Origin of the sequence: Streptomyces pluripotens (assembly GCF_000802245.2) — a bacterium.
Classification (GTDB): domain Bacteria; phylum Actinomycetota; class Actinomycetes; order Streptomycetales; family Streptomycetaceae; genus Streptomyces; species Streptomyces pluripotens.
Map to the genome: position 1 here is coordinate 978191 of NZ_CP021080.1, position 18369 is coordinate 996559.

At 69.0% G+C, this 18369-nt stretch carries 16 protein-coding genes and 1 pseudogene; 3 read left to right on the forward strand and 14 right to left on the reverse strand.

Annotated features, from left to right (window positions below):
- Positions 1-127: 127 nt before the first annotated feature.
- The 12 genes from aroB to LK06_RS04220 form a co-directional block, all read right to left on the reverse strand.
- Positions 128-1219 carry a 3-dehydroquinate synthase gene (gene aroB / locus LK06_RS04165; protein WP_039648986.1) on the reverse strand — a complete coding sequence of 364 codons (1092 nt, stop codon included), beginning with the start codon at positions 1217-1219 and terminating at the stop codon, positions 128-130.
- Positions 1216-1698: a shikimate kinase gene (locus LK06_RS04170; protein ID WP_086083641.1), complete on the reverse strand. Its 483-nt coding sequence runs from the start codon at positions 1696-1698 to the stop codon at positions 1216-1218. The genes aroB and LK06_RS04170 overlap by 4 nt, the downstream gene beginning before the upstream one ends.
- A gap of 32 nt (positions 1699-1730) precedes the next feature.
- Positions 1731-2915 carry a chorismate synthase gene (gene aroC, locus LK06_RS04175; RefSeq protein ID WP_039648982.1) on the reverse strand — a complete coding sequence of 395 codons (1185 nt, stop codon included), beginning with the start codon at positions 2913-2915 and terminating at the stop codon, positions 1731-1733.
- Between the two features lie 165 nt (positions 2916-3080).
- Positions 3081-3908 carry a shikimate dehydrogenase gene (locus LK06_RS04180; protein WP_039648979.1) on the reverse strand — a complete coding sequence of 276 codons (828 nt, stop codon included), beginning with the start codon at positions 3906-3908 and terminating at the stop codon, positions 3081-3083.
- A complete protein-coding gene (gene mltG / locus LK06_RS04185) occupies positions 3908-5587 on the reverse strand; it encodes an endolytic transglycosylase MltG (RefSeq protein ID WP_174673804.1) in 1680 nt (559 codons plus the stop codon). The genes LK06_RS04180 and mltG overlap by 1 nt, the downstream gene beginning before the upstream one ends.
- 122 nt (positions 5588-5709) lie before the next feature.
- Positions 5710-6174 carry a Holliday junction resolvase RuvX gene (gene ruvX / locus LK06_RS04190; protein WP_039648975.1) on the reverse strand — a complete coding sequence of 155 codons (465 nt, stop codon included), beginning with the start codon at positions 6172-6174 and terminating at the stop codon, positions 5710-5712.
- Between the two features lie 49 nt (positions 6175-6223).
- On the reverse strand, positions 6224-8896 hold the full coding sequence (alaS, locus tag LK06_RS04195) for an alanine--tRNA ligase (RefSeq protein WP_039648973.1): 2673 nt from the start codon (positions 8894-8896) through the stop codon (positions 6224-6226).
- Positions 8896-9243, reverse strand: coding sequence for a hypothetical protein (locus LK06_RS04200; protein ID WP_039648971.1), 348 nt, complete (start codon positions 9241-9243; stop codon positions 8896-8898). The genes alaS and LK06_RS04200 overlap by 1 nt, the downstream gene beginning before the upstream one ends.
- 9 nt (positions 9244-9252) lie before the next feature.
- Entirely contained in the window at positions 9253-9696 is a 444-nt protein-coding gene (locus tag LK06_RS04205; protein WP_039648969.1) for a DUF948 domain-containing protein, read from the reverse strand.
- 565 nt (positions 9697-10261) lie between these two features.
- The gene (gene rpsD, locus LK06_RS04210) at positions 10262-10876 is read right to left on the reverse strand and encodes a 30S ribosomal protein S4 (protein WP_039649136.1); all 615 of its coding nucleotides are present in this window, start codon (positions 10874-10876) and stop codon (positions 10262-10264) included.
- A gap of 336 nt (positions 10877-11212) precedes the next feature.
- Positions 11213-12568 (reverse strand): replication-associated recombination protein A, encoded by a 1356-nt coding sequence (locus LK06_RS04215; RefSeq protein ID WP_039648968.1) that lies wholly within the window; start codon positions 12566-12568, stop codon positions 11213-11215.
- Positions 12569-12623: 55 nt separating this feature from the next.
- Positions 12624-13283: a vitamin K epoxide reductase family protein gene (locus tag LK06_RS04220; protein ID WP_039648966.1), complete on the reverse strand. Its 660-nt coding sequence runs from the start codon at positions 13281-13283 to the stop codon at positions 12624-12626.
- A 144-nt stretch (positions 13284-13427) separates the two neighbouring features.
- Between LK06_RS04220 and LK06_RS34205 the strand changes: the two are divergent.
- Positions 13428-13783: pseudogene (locus LK06_RS34205) on the forward strand (ATP-binding cassette domain-containing protein); the annotation flags it as partial.
- A 131-nt stretch (positions 13784-13914) separates the two neighbouring features.
- Here LK06_RS34205 and hisS read toward each other — a convergent pair.
- Positions 13915-15177, reverse strand: a complete 1263-nt coding sequence (hisS, locus tag LK06_RS04230; RefSeq protein WP_039648963.1) for a histidine--tRNA ligase — start codon at positions 15175-15177, stop codon at positions 13915-13917.
- A gap of 13 nt (positions 15178-15190) precedes the next feature.
- Positions 15191-15907 carry an MBL fold metallo-hydrolase gene (locus LK06_RS04235; protein WP_039648961.1) on the reverse strand — a complete coding sequence of 239 codons (717 nt, stop codon included), beginning with the start codon at positions 15905-15907 and terminating at the stop codon, positions 15191-15193.
- Positions 15908-16087: 180 nt separating this feature from the next.
- Here LK06_RS04235 and LK06_RS04240 point away from each other — a divergent pair, with 180 nt between their 5' ends.
- Complete coding sequence (locus tag LK06_RS04240; RefSeq protein WP_043434077.1) at positions 16088-16936, forward strand: peptidylprolyl isomerase; 849 nt, start codon at positions 16088-16090, stop codon at positions 16934-16936.
- A gap of 157 nt (positions 16937-17093) precedes the next feature.
- The gene (locus LK06_RS04245) at positions 17094-18323 is read left to right on the forward strand and encodes a DUF349 domain-containing protein (RefSeq protein WP_039648957.1); all 1230 of its coding nucleotides are present in this window, start codon (positions 17094-17096) and stop codon (positions 18321-18323) included.
- Positions 18324-18369 lie beyond the last annotated feature (46 nt).

Genomic DNA, 18369 nt, shown 5'->3' on the forward strand with positions numbered 1-18369 from the left:
CCCGCTGCCCCCGGAACGGTACCGTCCCGGACCGTCGTTCGGTGCAACGGCCGGGAACGGCCCGAAGTGCCAGGCCGGCAAAGGAATTCGGATGACGCAACAACGGTTGTTCGGGACGGCCCGGGTCCTACTGGCTCACTTCTCCGTACGCGGCGAGCAGGACGGCCGGGTCGGGGCCCTCCAGGACGGTCGGCTTGGCCAGGCCGTCCAGCACGATGAAGCGCAGCACGTCACCACGGGACTTCTTGTCCACCCTCATCGTCTCCAGCAGCCTGGGCCACTGGTCGTGACGGTAGTGCAGCGGCAGCCCCACGGAGTCCAGGATCGCGCGGTGCCGATCCGCCGTCGCGTCGTCCAGCCGGCCCGCCAGGCGGCCCAGTTCGGCGGCGAAGTGCATACCGACCGACACCGCCGCGCCGTGCCGCCACGTGTAGCGCTCGTTCTTCTCGATGGCGTGGCCGAGCGTGTGGCCGTAGTTGAGGATCTCCCGCAGGCCCGACTCCTTCAGGTCGGCGGAGACCACATCCGCCTTCACCCGGATCGAGCGTTCGATCAGCTCGGCCGTGTGCGGACCCGCTGGCGTCCGGGCAGCCTGCGGGTCGTGCTCGATCAGGTCCAGGATCACCGGGTCGGCGATGAAGCCCGCCTTGATGACCTCGGCGAGCCCGGAGACGTAGTCGTTCACCGACAGGGAGTCCAGCGCGGCCAGGTCGCACAGCACACCGGCCGGCGGGTGGAAGGCACCCACCAGGTTCTTGCCCTCGGCGGTGTTGATACCGGTCTTTCCGCCGACCGCCGCGTCGACCATCGCGAGTACGGTCGTCGGGATGGCGACCCAGCGCACCCCGCGCAGCCAGGTCGCGGCCACGAAACCGGCGAGGTCGGTCGTGGCGCCGCCGCCGACCCCGACGATCACGTCGGTGCGGGTGAAACCCGACTGGCCGAGCGCCTTCCAGCAGTAGGCGGCGACCTCGGCGGTCTTGGCCTCCTCGGCGTTGGGCACCTGGATGGCCACGGCCTCATACCCCTGCTCGGCCAGGTCGGCGCGGAGCGCGTCACCGGTCCCGGCCAGCGCCTCGGGATGGATCACCGCAACCCGCTTGGCCCTCTGCCCGACCAACCCGGCCAGTTCGCCGAGCAGTTGCCGGCCGACCAGCACCTCGTACGGGTCGGTGCCCGCGGTGCCGGAGACCTGGATGCGGGTGACTGCCTCGCTCATGCTTCCTTCAACTCCAGTGCGTCCAGGACTGCTTGGGTGACCTCTTCGGGGGTGCGGCCGTCGGTCGGTACGACGGCCGTGGCGACCTCCTCGTACAGGTGCCGTCTCGCCTCCATCAGCTCGCGCCACTGCTTGCGCGGGTTGACGGCGAGCAGCGGCCGGGCCACGTCCAGACCGGTCCGTCTGACTGCCTCCCCCACCTCCATGGACAGGTAGACCACCCGGCGCCCGGCAAGCAGCGCACGCGTGTCCGCGTCGAGGACCGCACCGCCACCGAGCGCGAGAACACCCGGGTGCTCGGCGAGGGCCACGCGCACCGCACGCTTCTCGGCCGCCCGGAAGGCAGCCTCGCCCTCGTCCACGAAGATTTCCGCGATGGCGCGGCCCTGTTCGGCGACGATGTCATCGTCGGTGTCCCGGTAGCCGACCCCGAGCCGCCCGGCCAGCAGCTGGCCGACCGTGGACTTGCCGACACCCATCGGGCCGACCAGGACCACCACAGGCACGGCGCTCACCCGATCGCGAGGTTGTCGAGGTAAGACCGCACGTTGCGGCGGGTCTCGGCAACGGAATCGCCGCCGAACTTCTCCGCAACCGCATCGGCGAGAACCAGCGCCACCATCGCCTCGGCCACGATCCCGGCGGCCGGGACCGCGCACACATCCGAGCGCTGGTGATGCGCCACGGCCTCCTCGCCGGTGGCGACGTCCACGGTCTTCAAAGCCCTGGGTACGGTCGCGATCGGCTTCATCGCAGCACGCACCCGCAGCAGCTCGCCCGTGGACAAGCCACCCTCGGTACCACCCGAACGGCCCGAAGCGCGCCTGATCCCCTCCGCAGTGGCCACGATCTCGTCGTGCGCCTTGGAACCAGGCACCCGGGCCAACTCGAAGCCGTCGCCGACCTCGACACCCTTGATCGCCTGGATACCCATCAGGGCCGCCGCCAGCCGGGCGTCCAGCCGCCGGTCCCAGTGCACATGGGAACCCAGCCCCACCGGCACGCCGTAGGCCAGCACCTCCACCACACCGCCGAGGGTGTCACCGTCCTTGTGGGCCTGGTCGATCTCCGCGACCATCGCCTTCGACGCGTCCGCGTCCAGGCAACGCACCGGATCCGTGTCCAGCCTCTCCACATCAGCCGGGGTCGGGTACACGCCGTAGGGCGCCCTCGCCGACGCCAGCTCCACCACGTGGGAGACGATCTCGATACCGGCCGTCTCCTTCAGGTAGGAGCGGGCGACCGCACCGAGTGCCACCCGGGCCGCCGTCTCCCGGGCGGAGGCGCGCTCCAGGATCGGTCGCGCCTCGTCGAAGCCGTACTTCTGCATACCGGCCAGGTCCGCGTGGCCGGGACGCGGCCGGGTCAGCGGCGCGTTACGGGCCAGCCCGCCCAGAACCTCCGGGTCGACCGGGTCGGCCGACATGACCTGCTCCCACTTCGGCCACTCGGTGTTGCCCACCATGATCGCCACTGGGGAGCCGAGCGTCAGACCGTGCCGGACGCCTCCCAGGAAGGTGACTTCGTCGCGCTCGAACTTCATCCGCGCACCACGGCCGTAGCCAAGTCGCCGCCGCGCGAGGTGGTCCGCCACCATCTCCGTGGTGATCGGCACGCCGGCGGGAAGGCCCTCCAGCGTCGCGACGAGTGCGGGTCCGTGGGACTCCCCCGCGGTCAGCCAACGCAGCCTGCTCAACGGTGCTCCTCAGTGTTCGCGCCCGGCACTGCCCGGCGTACGCAGGTGCTCGCGTACGGCGACGACGCGACCGGGTGCGCGACCCCGGCCCGCCACCTCTGATCCTCCCACGTCCGGGGCCGGCATCCTGCGGCCGGTCCAGCAGACGGACGCGCGAGAGAGGGGTCAACGGCCGGCCAGGGCCTTCTCACCGGCGTGACGCATGACCTCCAGCGGAGCCGGGGAGCGGCCGGTCATTCGTTCGACCTGGAGGACGGCCTGGTGGACCAGCAGGTCGAGGCCGCTGACCACAGCGCCCCCGAACATGGACCAGCGAGCCGCGAGCTCGGTTGGCCAGGGGTCGTAGAGCACGTCGAAGAGGGCGGCGGGGCGCTCGGGTACGGCGGCGGCAAGGTCGTCGGTGGCACCAGCGGGCGTGGTGGCGATCACCAGCGGTGCGCGCAGGGCCTCGGCCGCGTCCGCCCAGTCCGCCGTCCGCACCTCCACGCCCAGCCGCTCGCCCCAGTGCCGCATCTCGGCGGCACGGGCCTCACTGCGGACGTAGACGGCGACCTCCCCGGCGCAGATCCGGGACAACGCGGCGAGCGCGGAGGAGGCGGTGGCACCGGCACCGAGGATCGCGGCAGAATCGACCCGGGTGATGCCGTGCTCACGCAGTGCCGCCGCCATGCCCGGGATATCGGTGTTGTCGCCGGTGCGGCGTCCGTCCTCGGTGAAGACGACGGTGTTGACCGCGTCAACGGAGGCGGCGGTGTCGCTGATCTCGTCCAACAGCGGGATGACCGCCCGCTTGAGCGGCATGGTCAACGACAGCCCCGCCCATTCCTCTCCGAGCTCCCGGACGAAGGCGGGCAGACCGGCTTCGTCGACCTCGAAGCGGTCGTACGACCAGTCGGTGAGCCCGAGTTCGGCGTACGCCGCCCGGTGCAGCACCGGGGAGAGAGAGTGGGAGATGGGCGAACCGAGCACGGCGGCCCGGTGTCTTACGGTCATCAGTTCTTTTTCCTCGACGCGTTCCATTCTTCGACCAGCTTGTTGTGTTCCTCAAGCGTCCTGGTGAACTTGCTGGTCTTGCCGTCCATCGAGATGAAGTAGTACCAGCCGTCGTGTGTCGGGTCGAGCGCGCCCTTGATCGCTTCCTCGCCGGGGTTGTCGATGGGTCCCGGTGGCAGGCCCTTGGAGAAGTAGGTGTTGTAGGGGTTGTTGTACCTACGCAGCTCGGCGATGCTCAGGTCGATCTTGCTCTGGTTCTTCACGTAGTTGTACGTGGAGTCGAATTCCAGGCGCCCGTAGGTCTGGGTGTTGTCCGGCGTGAGGCGGTTGTAGACGACCTCGGCCATCTTGCGGAAGTCCTCGTGACTCGTGCCCTCCGCCTGCACCAGGCTCGCCACGGTGAGCAGTTGCCAGGGGCTGTCGAGACCAAGGCTCTTGGCGTTCTTCTCCAGGCCCAGCTCCGAGTACTTGGCGCTGGCCCGCGACACCATGCTTTTCAGGACGGCTTCCGGTTCCTGGCCCTTGGTAACCGCGTAGCTGGACGGGTAGAGGAACCCTTCCAGCGGGTCCTTGAGGTTCGGGTGGTTCAGCGCCCAGCCGGGCAGGCCGAGGTGCTTGTACTCCTTCTTCGCAACGCGCGCGGTGGTCCCCGCCGCCACCTCGAGGCGCTTGTCGATGAGCGCGTAGACCGCTGTGTTGCGCAGGCCCTCGGCGATGATCAGGTTGCCACGGCTCTTCGGGCTCAGCATCAGTTTGACCGCACTCGCGGCGGACATGTGCTTCTCCAGGGTGTAGACACCGTCCTGGAGCGACTTGCCGTGGGGATTGGCCTGCAGCGCGGAGACGAACGCGTCCACGCTCTCGACGACGCCCGCCTCTTTCAGTTTCTGGCCGATCGCCAAGCCACCAGCGCCCTTGGGGATGGTCACCGTGACCTGCTCACCGTTTCCGTCACCCGCATAATCCGGTGCCACGCCGAAACGATTTTGGTAGAACTTGTAGCCGAAGTACCCGACTACACCGAGTCCGCCGCCGAACACCAGGACGACCACCATGCAGGCACAGCCGGTGCGTCCCTTCCTGCCCTTGACCGGCTTGCGGCCGCTGCCTGGTTTCCTGCCTTTGCCGCGCCGGTCGCGCCGGCTCTGGAGCTCGTGCTGCTCCCCGTCGTCGCCCCCGCCGCCGGCGAAGGCGTGCTCCTCCTCGGCCGGGGATTCCGGTTCCGGTTCCGGTTCGGGGCTTCGGTGGCCGGGCGGCTTCGGGGGCGGGTAGGCGTCCTCCGTGCCATAGAAGTCGGGCTGTTCCCCGCCATAGGCCACGGGCTGCTGGTCGTACGGGTCGCCTGCACCGGCGGCATGGGGCAGGGGACCGTGGCCGCCGGTCGCGTCCCAGCCACCCCGGTGGAACTGCTGCTGGGGGTGACCGGCGTACTGCTGGTCGTACTGGAGCAGGCTCTGTTCCTCGTAGTACTGCTGGTACTGCTGCCCGGTGTGCCCGGACTGCTGCTCCTGGCTCCAGTCTCCGTACTGCGGCTCCTGCAGGTAGGGCTGCTGCGGCTGGCCGCCGTAGGCAGCCTGCCGGCCGACGTGCGCCTGCTGCCCTTCCCATCCGCCGTCCCCGTACAACGGGTCCTCGGGATGCCACGGTTCGGAGCCAGGGCCCCGGCCATACTCAGTCATCGATCCCCTAGAGCCGCGAGGCCGATGGTCACGCGACCGGTGGGCCGGTTCCCATTCCGCCTCTTGTTGTGCCCCGGCTGTTCGAACACCGGCGCATCGCGCGGAACGTTACCGTATCGCGATCAGATGACCACTTCGACGCCCTCACCGGGTGGTTTACCTGACACCCGTTCGGATTCCAGGGCCTGCTGCAGAATGACGACGGCCGCGGCCTGGTCGATGACGGAGCGGCCCTTCTTCGACTTCACCCCCGAGGCGCGTAGTCCCTGACTGGCCGTCACGGTCGTCATCCGTTCGTCCAGCAGGCGCACCGGCACCGGTTTGACACCCTGGGCCAGCTCCTGGGCGAAGCTGCGGACCTTGGCCGCGGCCGGGCCCTCGCCCCCCTTGAGGGAGCGGGGGAGACCGACGACGACCTCGATCGGTTCGTACTCCTCCACCAGTTGCCGCAGCCGGCGGTGGGCGGCGGGGACGTCCCGGCCGGGGACCGTCTCCACAGGGGTGGCAAGGATCCCGTCGGGGTCACACGAGGCGACTCCGATCCGAGCGTCCCCGACGTCGATCGCGATACGACGTCCTCTGCGCATGTTCCGGCCGTTTCCTTGCTCTGCGGTCACTCGTCGGCCATTTCGGCGATCACTTGGCGGCTTCGGCGACAAGACGCTCGACGGCAGCCACGGCGTCGCCGACGGCAGCCGGGTTCTGGCCGCCGCCCTGAGCGACGTCGGGCTTGCCGCCACCGCCGCCGCCGAGCGTCTTGGCGGCGGTACGGACCAGGTCACCGGCCTTCAGCCCACGCTCGCGGGCGGCCTCGTTGGTGGCGATGACGGTCAGCGGCTTACCGCCCGTCACCGTGAACAGGGCCACCACGGCCGCCCGGCCGCCCTGGATGCGGCCGCGTACGTCGAGGACCAGCTTGCGCAGGTCGTCCGGCGTGGTGCCGTCCGGAACCCGGCCGGTGACGACGGCCACGCCGCGTACGTCCTTGGCGGACTCGGCCAGACCAGCGGCGGCCTGCAGCACCTTCTCGGCGCGGAACTTCTCGATCTCCTTCTCGGCGTCCTTCAGCTTGCCGAGCATCGAGGAGATCTTCTCCGGCAGCTCCTCCGGACGGCCCTTGAGTAGCTCGGTCAACTGGTTGACGACCGTGTGCTCACGGGCGAGGAAGTGGTAGGCGTCCACACCGACCAGGGCCTCGATACGACGCACCCCGGAACCGATGGAGGACTCTCCGAGCAGCTTCACCAGACCCAGCTGAGCGGTGTTGTGCACGTGGGTGCCACCACACAGCTCCTTGGAGAAGTCGCCGATGGTAACCACGCGGACCCGCTCGCCGTACTTCTCGCCGAACTCGGCGATGGCACCCTGCTTCTTGGCCTCGTCGATGCCCATGACCTCGGCGTGCACGTCGAGGTCGCGGGCGAGCACCTCGTTGATCTTCTGCTCGACGTCCGTCATCACGGCCGTCGGCACGGCCGACGGGGAACCGAAGTCGAAGCGGAAGCGGCCGGGCTGGTTCTCGGAACCGGCCTGGGCGGCGGTCGGGCCGAGGGCGTCGCGCAGGGCCTGGTGGGTCAGGTGGGTGGCCGAGTGGGCGCGGGCGATGGCCTTGCGGCGGCGGGCGTCGATGGAAGCGTGGGCCTTGGCCCCGACCGTCACCTCACCGACCTGGACGACGCCCTTGTGGACATAGACGCCCGGCACCGGCTTCTGACAGTCGCGGACCTCGATGACGGCACCGGAGTCGACCCTGATCCGGCCGGTGTCACCGATCTGGCCGCCGCCCTCGGCGTAGAACGGAGTGCGGTCCAGGACGACCTCGACCTCGTCGCCCTCGCTGGCGGCGGGGGAAGACAGACCGTCGACGAGCAGACCGACGACCGTGACTTCCCCCTCGGTGTCGCTGTAGCCGATGAAGTCGGTGGCGCCGGAGGCGTCGGCGATCTCGCGGTAGGCCCCCAGGTCGGCGTGGCCGGTCTTCTTGGCCTGGGCATCAGCCTTGGCGCGCTCCCGCTGCTCCTTCATCAGGCGGCGGAAGCCCTCCTCATCCACGGTCAGGCCCTGCTCGGCGGCCATCTCCAAGGTGAGGTCGATCGGGAAGCCCCAGGTGTCGTGGAGCAGGAAGGCCTTGTCGCCGGGCAGGATCGCGGAGCCGGCGGCCTTGGTCTCGGCGACGGCGGTGTCGAGGATGTTGGTGCCGGCCTTCAGCGTCTTGAGGAAGGCGTTCTCCTCGGCGAGAGCGACCTTCTCGATGCGCTCGCGGTCGGTGATCAGCTCGGGGTACTGCTGGCCCATCATGCCGATCACGGTGTCAATGAGGCCCTTGACGACCGGACCGGTGGCGCCGAGCAGACGCATGTTGCGGATGGCGCGGCGCATGATGCGGCGCAGTACGTAGCCGCGGCCCTCGTTGCCCGGGGTGACGCCGTCACCGATGAGCATGGTGGCGGTGCGCATGTGGTCGGTGACCACGCGCAGGGACACGTCCGAGTCGTGGGCGTCGCCGTAGCGGACCCCGGTCAGTTCGGTGGCCTTGTCGATGACGGCCATGGAGGTGTCGATCTCGTACATGTTCTGCACGCCCTGCAGAATCATGGCGAGCCGCTCGAGGCCGAGCCCCGTGTCGATGTTCTTGCTCGGCAGGTCCCCGAGGATCTCGAAGTTGTCCTTGCCGATGCCCTCACCTCGTTCGTACTGCATGAAGACGAGGTTCCAGATCTCCACGTACCGCTCGTCGTTGACGGCGGGCCCGCCCTCGACGCCGAACTCGGGGCCGCGGTCGTAGTTGATCTCGGAGCAGGGGCCGCACGGGCCGGGCACGCCCATGGACCAGAAGTTGTCCTTCATCCCCAGGCGCTGGATGCGCTCCTTGGGCACTCCGACGACCTCGTGCCAGATCTGCTCGGCCTCGTCGTCGTCCTGGTAGACGGTGATCCACACGCGCTCGGGGTCGAGACCGTAACCGCCCTTGTCCTGGGGCGAGGTGAGCAGCTCCCAGGCCAGCTTGATGGCGCCTTCCTTGAAGTAGTCGCCGAAGGAGAAGTTGCCGCACATCTGGAAGAACGTGCCGTGCCGCGTGGTCTTGCCGACCTCTTCGATGTCGGGTGTGCGCACGCACTTCTGCACGCTGGTGGCGCGCGGGAAGGGCGGCTTGACCTCACCCAGGAAGTAGGGCTTGAAGGGCACCATGCCGGCGGGTACGAGGAGCAGAGTCGGGTCGTCCGCGATGAGCGACGCCGAAGGGACGACGGTGTGCCCGCGCTCCTCGAAGAAGCTCAGCCAGCGGCGGCGAATCTCGGCCGACTCCATCAGTGGTCCTCATTCCGGTTGTACGAGTACGTCGTGTTCTCGATGTACTTCGGGTTACTGCGGTTGTTCTCCATGGCGGTGTGACGCCGGGGCGCGGGAAGTGCGGGGTCCACGTCGATACCCAACGCCTCCCCCAGCTCGACCTCCCGCTGGGCCATGTTGTCGCGGACGTCGACGGCAAAGCCGACTGCGCGGTCCCTCAGGCGCTGACCGGTCTCCAGGGCCTTGTTCGCCGCAGTGGCGGCCAGGCTCTCCGGCGTCAGCTGCTTGAGTTTGCGGTTGACCTTGGTGGTGGCCCACACCCCGGCGGCGACACCGGTGGTGAACCAGAACGTACGGCGGAACATCGCTCGGTCTCAGTCCCTCTTTCCGCGGGCGGTGCGCTTGCGTGGTGCGGCAGGGACGGTGCGGCCCACGATCACGGTACGCCGCTGCGACTTCGCGGGCACGCCCTCCTTGCGGACGCCCAGAGCCCGGCGGACGCCGTAGCCGAAGGCCGCGACCTTGACCAGCGGGCCGCCGAAGGTGGAGGCGACGGTGGTCGACAGCGCGGAGGCGTTCGACGTGACCTCCTGGACGTCGGAGGCGATCGCATCGACCCGGTCGATCTGGGTCTGTGCGGACCGCACGGCCGACGATGCGTCGGCGAGCAGCGGGACGGCCTGGTCAGTCACGTCCACCACGAGTTTGGTGGTCGCCTTGAGCGTCTGGGCCACCCTCGCCAGCGCGACCGCGAGGAAGGAGACCAGGATCGCCCAGAAGACGGCCACCAGAATCCCGGCCACCTCTCCACCGGACACTGTGCGCACCCGCTCCCTGAAACGTTCTCTGAGCATCGGAACCTTGAAAAGGCAGTGCCCCGAGCCTATCGCGCCGCGACCGGGGCTCCGTACCGGATTAGCTGGCACCGGGCCGGGAGCTGCGGGAAGCGATTGTACGGAGGGAACAGGCTTCAGTACGCTCCGTGTCCCAGGCGAGCGCCTCAGAGCCCCGCCCCCCTGGGCAGACGGCCATCGGCCCCCCGAACCCACCTCTTTCGTCGGGCGCTCGGCCGAACTCGACCGGCTGGCGGCCGTGCTGGACCGGGCGCGCAGCTGTTCCCGCTGGCACCGCTGAACGCCGACGAGGTGGTGGGGCTATTCACGGGCCGTGCCTGGGGCCGGGGGGCGGAGGTGCCCGACCGCCCGGAAGTGCGGGAGCTCTGCTACCGGTTGGAGGGGCTCCCCGGCACAATCGGTCGTCCGCCGCGACGAGAGCGGGGGGCGCCCTCGTTACCGCGGGTCGACCGGGAAACGCGAACCCGCCGCCTCGCCCGCCCTGAGGGGCGGGGAGACGGCGGGCTGAGGTGCTACGCCGCGGCCGGGATCAGCGGGCGTAGTACTCGACGACGAGCTGCTCGTCGCAGATCACCGGGATCTCCTTGCGGTTCGGGTCGCGGTCCAGGCGGAACGCCAGGGCCTTGAGGTTCACCTGCAGGTAGCGCGGGGTCTCACCCTCGGGGGCGAAGCCACCCTCGCGGGCGATCTGGAAGAGCGTCTTGTCCTTGGAGCGGTCGCGGACCTGCACGACGTCGTCCGGGCGGACGCGGAAGGACGGCTTGTCGACCTTCTGGCCGTTGACCTGGATGTGGCCGTGGACGACCATCTGGCGGGCCTGGTAGATCGTGCGGGCGATGCCCGAACGCAGGACCAGCGCGTCGAGACGGCGCTCCAGCTCGATGATCAGGGCCTCACCCGTCTTGCCCTGGACCTTGGAAGCACGCTCGTAGGCGCGGACGAGCTGGCGCTCGGACACGTCGTACTGCGCGCGCAGACGCTGCTTCTCCAGCAGACGGACCTTGTAGTCCGAGTTCTGCTTGCGGCCACGACCGTGCTCACCCGGCGGGTAGGGGCGGGCCTCGAAGTACTTGACGGCCTTCGGGGTCAGCGCGATGCCGAGGGCACGCGACTTCTTGACCTTGGGACGGGACTGGTTCGCCATGGAACCGAACACCTCGTGTTTCTGATGCGAATACGGCTTCACCAGGGTTAGGGGAGGTCGCATCCGCAGCCGGGAAATTCCCGCCGGGACCGTAGCCGGTCCCCGGTGGGCAGCCGCTCCCCTGGTCTGGGCACATACGTGCAGCACGCGAGTGGCCCACCGACCTCTCCCGGACCCGGGTGGTGGTGGGCTGCCCGCGACACCGTTCGACGGTGCGCGACGCTCCTGGAACCCCCCAGGGGAGGTTCCGGCTGGATGCCCCGCTCTGGTGGTGCCGGTACTCCTTGCGGAGGCACGGACACGGGGCTCAGCACTCCGGTGGATTCTACAGGGCGCTCAGGGCCGCTTGCGACCGAGGTGCTTCCTGGTCCACTCGACCGCGTCCGCGTACCGGGCCTCGGCTCCGTGCCGGGTCGGCGTGTAGTACTCGCGGTCCTTGAGGGCATCCGGCGCGTACTGCTGCTGGGCGATGCCCTCGGACAGGTCGTGCGGATACACGTAGCCCTGGGCGTGGCCGAGCTTGGCGGCACCCTTGTAGTGCCCGTCACGCAGATGCGGCGGCACCGGGCCGGCCAGCCCTTTGCGCACATCCTCCAGTGCGGCGCCGATGGCCGAGGTCGCGGAGTTGGACTTGGGGGCGAGGGCCAGGGCGATCGTGGCGTGACTCAGGGTGAGGGCGGCCTCGGGGAAGCCGACCATCGCGACGGCCTGGGCGGCGGCGACGGCGATCGACAAGGCGTTCGGGTCGGCCAGGCCGATGTCCTCACTGGCCGAGATCATGAGGCGGCGGGCGATGAACCGGGGGTCCTCGCCGGCCTCGATCATGCGTGCCAGGTAGTGCAGGGCCGCGTCGACGTCGGAGCCGCGGATGGATTTGATGAGGGCGCTGGCCACGTCGTAGTGCTGGTCCCCGTCGCGGTCGTACTTCACGGCGGCCCGGTCAACCGTCTGCTCCAGTGTCCGCAGGCTGATCTCGCTCTCGCCTTGGTCCAGTGCGGCTCCGGCAGCGGCCTCCAGGGCGGTCAGGGCCCGGCGGGCGTCACCGCCGGCGATCCGCAACAGGTGCTCCTCGGTGTCCTCGGGGAGGCCGACGGCGTCCTTCAGGCCGCGCTGTTCGCTCAGCGCCCGGCGCAGCAGGCCCCGGACGTCGTCGTCGGTGAGCGGTTCGAGGGTGAGCAGGAGAGAGCGGGAGAGCAGTGGGGAGATGACGGAGAAGTACGGGTTCTCCGTGGTGGCCGCGATCAGGGTCACCCAGCGGTTCTCCACCGCCGGCAGCAGGGAGTCCTGCTGGGCCTTGCTGAAGCGGTGGATCTCGTCCAGGAAGAGGACGGTCTCTTTGCCGAAGCCGCCGGTGGCCCGGCGGGCGCCGTCGATGACCGCGCGGACCTCCTTGACGCCCGCGGTGATCGCGGACAGTTCCACGAACCGCTTGTTGGTCGCCCTGGAGACGACGTAGGCGAGGGTCGTCTTGCCGGTACCGGGCGGACCCCACAGGATCACCGAGGACGGCCCGGCGGGGCCGCCGGCCCCTTCACCGACCAGCCGGCGCAGCGGGGAACCGGGGCCCAGCAGATGCTGTTGGCCGACGACCTCGTCGAGCGTGCGCGGGCGCATGCGCACCGCCAGGGGGCTGCCTGCCGGGTCCTTTTCCTGGCGGTCTTCTGCTGCGGCTGTGAAGAGGTCGGGTTCCACGCTGAAACCCTAAATCACGGGGCTGACATCGCGGCCGGGCCGACCGGGTGGCCGGTCAACCAACCCAGAGGTCGCTGCCCCAGCGGGTCAGGACCAGCATGGCGACGACGCCGACGTGCGTGGCCGGAAGGACCCAGGTGAACTCGGCGACGAACTTCTTCACCGGGCGCGGCACGGGCAGGAAGTCGTTGCGGATGTTGAAGGTGGTCACGTACCAGAACATGATGATCGTCGCGACCCAGGCCAGCGAGCACCACAGGCACAGCGCGTTGATCCGGTACAGCGTCTGGAACTGCAGCCAAGTGACGAAGCAGACGCCGAAGAGGGTGCCGAGGTTGAAGGTCAGCCAGTACCAGCGGGGGAAGCGCGTCCGGGCCAACAGGCTCATGCCGACGCAGATCACGATGCCGTAGCAGACCAGACCGAGCATCGGGTTCGGGAACCCGAAGACGGACGCCTGTTTGCTCTCCATCACGTTGCTGCAGGAGACGACGGCGTTGACGCTGCAACTCGGTGTGAAGGTCTTGCCTTCGACCTTGTACTCGAGGATCTTGAACTTGTCGAGCGTGATGACCCAGGCGGCGAGCAGGCCAGCCGCACCGGTGATCACCAGCAGCAGGGCGAACGCACGGCTGCCGCCCACCACCCGGGGCGCATGGGCGTCGCGCTCGGGTTCGGGCTCCGTGGAGACGTCTTTGACTGTCGTCTTGCTCATCACGCCGATTCCGTCACTTGAGTCCTGGACCATCTTCGGGCACGGTCATTGTGCCGCACGCACGTCCGCGTCCACCGTTTGGTGGACGTAAGAAGGTACGCACGGTGGTGGTGGACCGTTCGGCTCCGGCCAATGATCGAAAGCATGACGGCACACGCGAACGAACTCGCGGTGGACGTACGGGGGCTGCACCCGTGGTACGGGGACGTGACCGCGGCGGACGGGCTCGATCTCGGCATCCGGCACGGTGAGGTGTTCAGCCTGCTCGGACCCATGGCGCGGGCAAGAGCAGCACCGTGGAGATCCCCCCCCCGGGTAACCGGTCCGACAACGCAGGCGAGGTCACGGTCCGCGGCGCGAACCCGGCGGCAGCCACCCGGGCGTGGAGATCTCGCGTGGAAATCGTCTGGCAGGACGAATCCGCGCCCGCCGAGTTGACGGTCCGGGAGACCGTACGGCACTTCGCCCGTCCTCACCCAGGGCTTCGCCAGCCTGCTGATGCTGGTCCAGGCCGTGCAAGTGACACGGGACGCCGATCCCTCGCGGGCCCGCCGCCATCTGGCGCTGTGCAGCGTGTTCCCCGCGGTCGCGGACGGGGGCCGTACGGCGGGGTGCCGCACGGCCCCGGCCGTCAGCCGAGTCGTGAGCGGAGTTCCGTGAGGACCTCGGCGATCGCGACCGCCGACTGCTCACCGGAGTCCATGTCCTTGAGCTGGACCACGTCGTCCGCCAGGTCGCGCTCCCCGAGGACGAGGGCGTAGCGCGCGCCCGAGCGGTTGGCCGCCTTCATCGCCGCCTTGAGGCCCTTGCCGCCGTAGGCGAAGTCGGCCGCGATGCCCGCCTTGCGCAGCTCGGTGACCTTCGCGAACAGCACGCGGCGGGCCTCTTCACCCAGCGGGACGGCGAACACACTGGTGACGGCGGGGAGTTCGAGTTCGATCCCCTCTGCCTCCAGGGCGAGAACCGTGCGGTCGACGCCGAGGGCCCAGCCGACGGACGGCAGCGCGGGGCCGCCGATCATCTCGGACAGGCCGTCGTAACGACCACCGCCGCCCACCGCGGACTGCGAGCCCAGACCGTCGTGGACGAACTCGAAGGTCGTGCGGGTGTAGTAGTCCAGGCCGCGTACCAGCTTCAGGTCGTCCTCGAAGGCCACGCCCGCCGTGGTGAGCAGTCCGCGGACCTCCTCGTGGTAGGTCTTGCAAGCGTCACAGAGATAGTCACGGAGCAGCGGGGCTCCGGTGAGCTGCTTCTGTACCGACTCGCGCTTGTCGTCGAGGACCCGGAGCGGGTTGATCTCCGCCCGGCGGAGCGTGTCCTCGTCCAGGTCCAGGCCGCGCAGGAAGTCCTGCAGCGCGGCCCGGTACACCGGGCGGCACTCCCTGTCGCCCAGGCTGTTCAGCAGAATGCGGAAGTTGCGCAGACCCAGCGAGCGGTACGCCTGGTCGGCCAGGATGATCAGTTCGGCGTCGACCGCCGGGTCCTCCACCCCGATCGCCTCGGCGCCAACCTGGGAGAAGTGCCGGTAGCGGCCTTTCTGCGGGCGTTCGTAGCGGTAGTACGAGCCGGAGTACCAGAGTTTGACCGGGAGGTTGCCCGCCTTGTGCAGGTTGGCCTCCAGGGCCGCCCGCAGCACGGATGCCGTGCCCTCGGGGCGCAGGGCGAGCTTGTCGCCGCCCTTGGTCTCGAAGGCGTACATCTCCTTGGTGACGATGTCGGTGGACTCGCCGACACCGCGCGCAAACAGTTCGACGTTCTCGAAGCCGGGTGTCTCGATGTAGCCGTAGCCGGAGGTGCGCAGCGGGGCGGCGATCGCCTCACGGACCGCCAGGAATGTGGCGGACTCCGGCGGAATCAGGTCGTAGGTGCCCTTGGGGGCCTTGAAGGTGCTCACGGAAGCTCTCTCGTCACATTCCTCGTCGGGGAACGTCAGCGGCGCTGCCGACTTGGCGGCCGGTGGCCACTTGCCGTAGGTAGGGGTTGGTGGCGCGCTCACGGCCGATGGTCGTGTGGTCATTGTGACCGGGCAGCACCACGGTGGAGTCATCAAGCGGCAGGCACACGCGGGCCAGTGACGCAAACATGTCCTCCATGGAGCCGCCCGGCAGGTCGGTGCGTCCGATGGAGCCGGCGAACAGCAGGTCGCCCGAGAACAGGATGGGCGGGATGTCCGCCGCCTCGGGCAGGCCGAAGGTCACCGACCCCTTGGTATGGCCCGGGGCGTGGGCGACGGAGAAGGCGAGTCCGGCCAGCTCAAGCGCGGCACCGTCGGTCAGGTCCTTGACGTCGTCCGGCTCCCCCACGGTCAGCTCGCCCATCAGCGGCATGCCGATGGACCGGCCGAGTGCCTTCTCGGGGTCGCTCATCATGTACCGGTCCTCGGGGTGGATCCAGGCCGGCACGTCGTGTGCGCCGCACACCGGGACCACCGAGGCCACGTGGTCGATGTGACCGTGGGTGAGGACGACGGCGACAGGCTTGAGCCGATGCTTCTTCAGGGCTTCCTCGACGCCTTCGGCGGCCTGGTGGCCGGGGTCGATGATCACGCACTCCTCACCGGCGGCGGGGGCGACGAGATAGCAGTTCGTCCCCCAGGCCCCGGCGGGGAACCCGGCAATGAGCACGATCGTCCTTCGTTTGTGTCGGATACAGGCGGCTTCGGCCAGCTTCAGCTGCTGTCAGAGCCTACCGGCGCTGCCGTTTCCTCAGCGAACCCATATACGGTACGGGGCTACACGCAGCGGTCAGCTCACGAGGACGCACGCGTACCGCTCGACACACGACACGCATGAGGAGAGAACCCGGTGGTCAGCCAGGATCAGCGGCGGCGTCAGCTCGCCCGGGAGAAGTTCTTGCGGCAGCAGCAGCGGCGCACCGAGGCGCGGCGCAAGGCTCGCGTGCGCAACTCCGCGATCGCGTCCGTACTGGGCGTGGTCGTGATCGGCAGTGTCGCGCTGTACACGACCGGCGTGCTGAAGAACGACGGCAAGAAGACCAACGCGAGCGCCGACATCACGCCGAGCGCCGCCCCCACCAGCAAGGCGCCGGATCCGTGCGCGAAGCCGGCCAAGGGCTCGGTGAAGAAGCTGAGCTTCAAGAAGGAGCCGGCGATGACGATCGACACGTCGGCGAAGTACTCGATGAAGCTCGCGACGACGTGCGGTGACATCAACGTCGCGCTGAAGGCTTCGGCCGCGCCGCACACCGTGAACTCGTTCAACTTCCTGGCGGCCAAGGGCTACTTCGATCACACCAAGTGTCACCGCCTGACCACGCAGGGCATCTACGTGTTGCAGTGCGGTGATCCGAAGGGCACGGGGACGGGCGGTCCCGGCTACACGATCCCGGACGAGAATTTGAAGGACAAGAGCCTGAAGGGCAATGTGTACCCCGCGGGCACGGTGGCGATGGCCAACCAGTACAACGCGCAGACCCAGCAGGGACAGAACACCGGCGGCAGCCAGTTCTTCCTGGTCTACCAGGACAGTCAGCTGCCGCCCTACTACACGCCGTTCGGCACGGTCGACGCCGCCGGCATGAAGGTGCTCAAGAAGATCGCCGCGGCCGGCGCCCAGGCTCCGGATCCGGTCTCGCGCAACACCGCTCCCAACGCGACCGTGGTGATCAACAAGGCGACGGTCACCAAGTCCTGACGCCGCCGGAAAGAAACCCGAGAACGGCTGACTGGGGAATTTCGGTCGCGCTGGATGCGGACAGGCAACCCGCTGGTCGCCTATGTTGGCCGTGACGAAACTGTGGACGATGCCCGAGGTGCCGAGCACCTCGCAGGCATCATGTGGAGGAGGCGCTGTGAGCAGCGACCCGTGGGGCCGCGTCGACGAGACGGGGACCGTGTACGTGCGTACGGCCGACGGTGAGAAGGTCGTCGGTTCCTGGCAGGCCGGCTCCCCTGAGGAGGCACTGGCCTACTTCGAGCGCAAGTACGAAGGCCTGGTTGTCGAGATCGGCCTCCTCGAAAAGCGCGTGCGGACCACCGACTTGTCGGCGAAGGACGCCCAGACCGCGATCGGCCACCTGCGCGAGCAGGTCGACGCGCACCATGCCGTCGGTGACCTGGACGCGCTACGGAAGCGGCTGGACAAGCTCGTGGAGACCGTAGAGGCGCGCCGCGAGGAGCGCAAGCAGCAACGGGCCAGACAGTCCGACGAGGCCCGCACGGCCAAGGAGGAACTGGTCGCGGAGGCGGAGGCGCTGGCCCAGTCCGACCAGTGGCGGGTCGCCGGTGAGCGGCTGCGGGCGCTGGTGGACACCTGGAAGGGGCTGCCTCGCCTGGACCGCAAGTCCGACGACGAACTGTGGCACCGCTTCTCCCACGCCCGGTCGGCGTTCTCCAAGCGTCGCAAGGCGCACTTCGCGCAGCTGGACGCGCAGCGCGAGGAGGCCCGCCAGACCAAGGAGCGGCTGGTCGCCGAGGCAGAGGCGCTGTCGGGCTCCACGGACTGGGGGCCGACGGCGGCTCGCTACCGCGACCTGATGACGGAGTGGAAGGCCGCTGGCCGCGCCCAGCGCGAGCACGAGGACGACCTGTGGAACCGCTTCCGCGGTGCCCAGGACGTGTTCTTCGCTGCACGCAGCTCGGTGTTCGCCGAGCGGGACGCGGAGCAGGCGGAGAACCTGAAGCTGAAGGAGGAGCTGGCCGAGGAGGCCGAGAGGCTCCTACCGATCACGGAGTTGAAGGCCGCACGGGCCGCCTTCCGCTCGATCAACGAGCGCTGGGAGGCCATCGGCCACGTGCCGCGGGACGCACGTCCCAAGGTCGAGGGCCGGATGCACACGGTCGAGCGTGCCATCCAGGAGGCCGAGGAGGCCGAGTGGCGCCGGACGAACCCGGAGGCACGTGCGCGTGCCGAGGGTCTGACCGGCCAGCTGCAGGCCGCCGTGGACAAGCTGAAGGCGCAGATCGAGCAGGCCAGGGTCCAGGGCAACAACGCCAAGGCCGAGAAGCTGGAGCGCGAACTGGAGGGCCGCCAGGCGCTCCTCGACCAGGCTCTCAAGGGCCTGCAGGAGTTCGGCGGCTGAGAGACAGGGCCGGTGGACTGAAACAGGGCCGGTGACGATGGCAGAG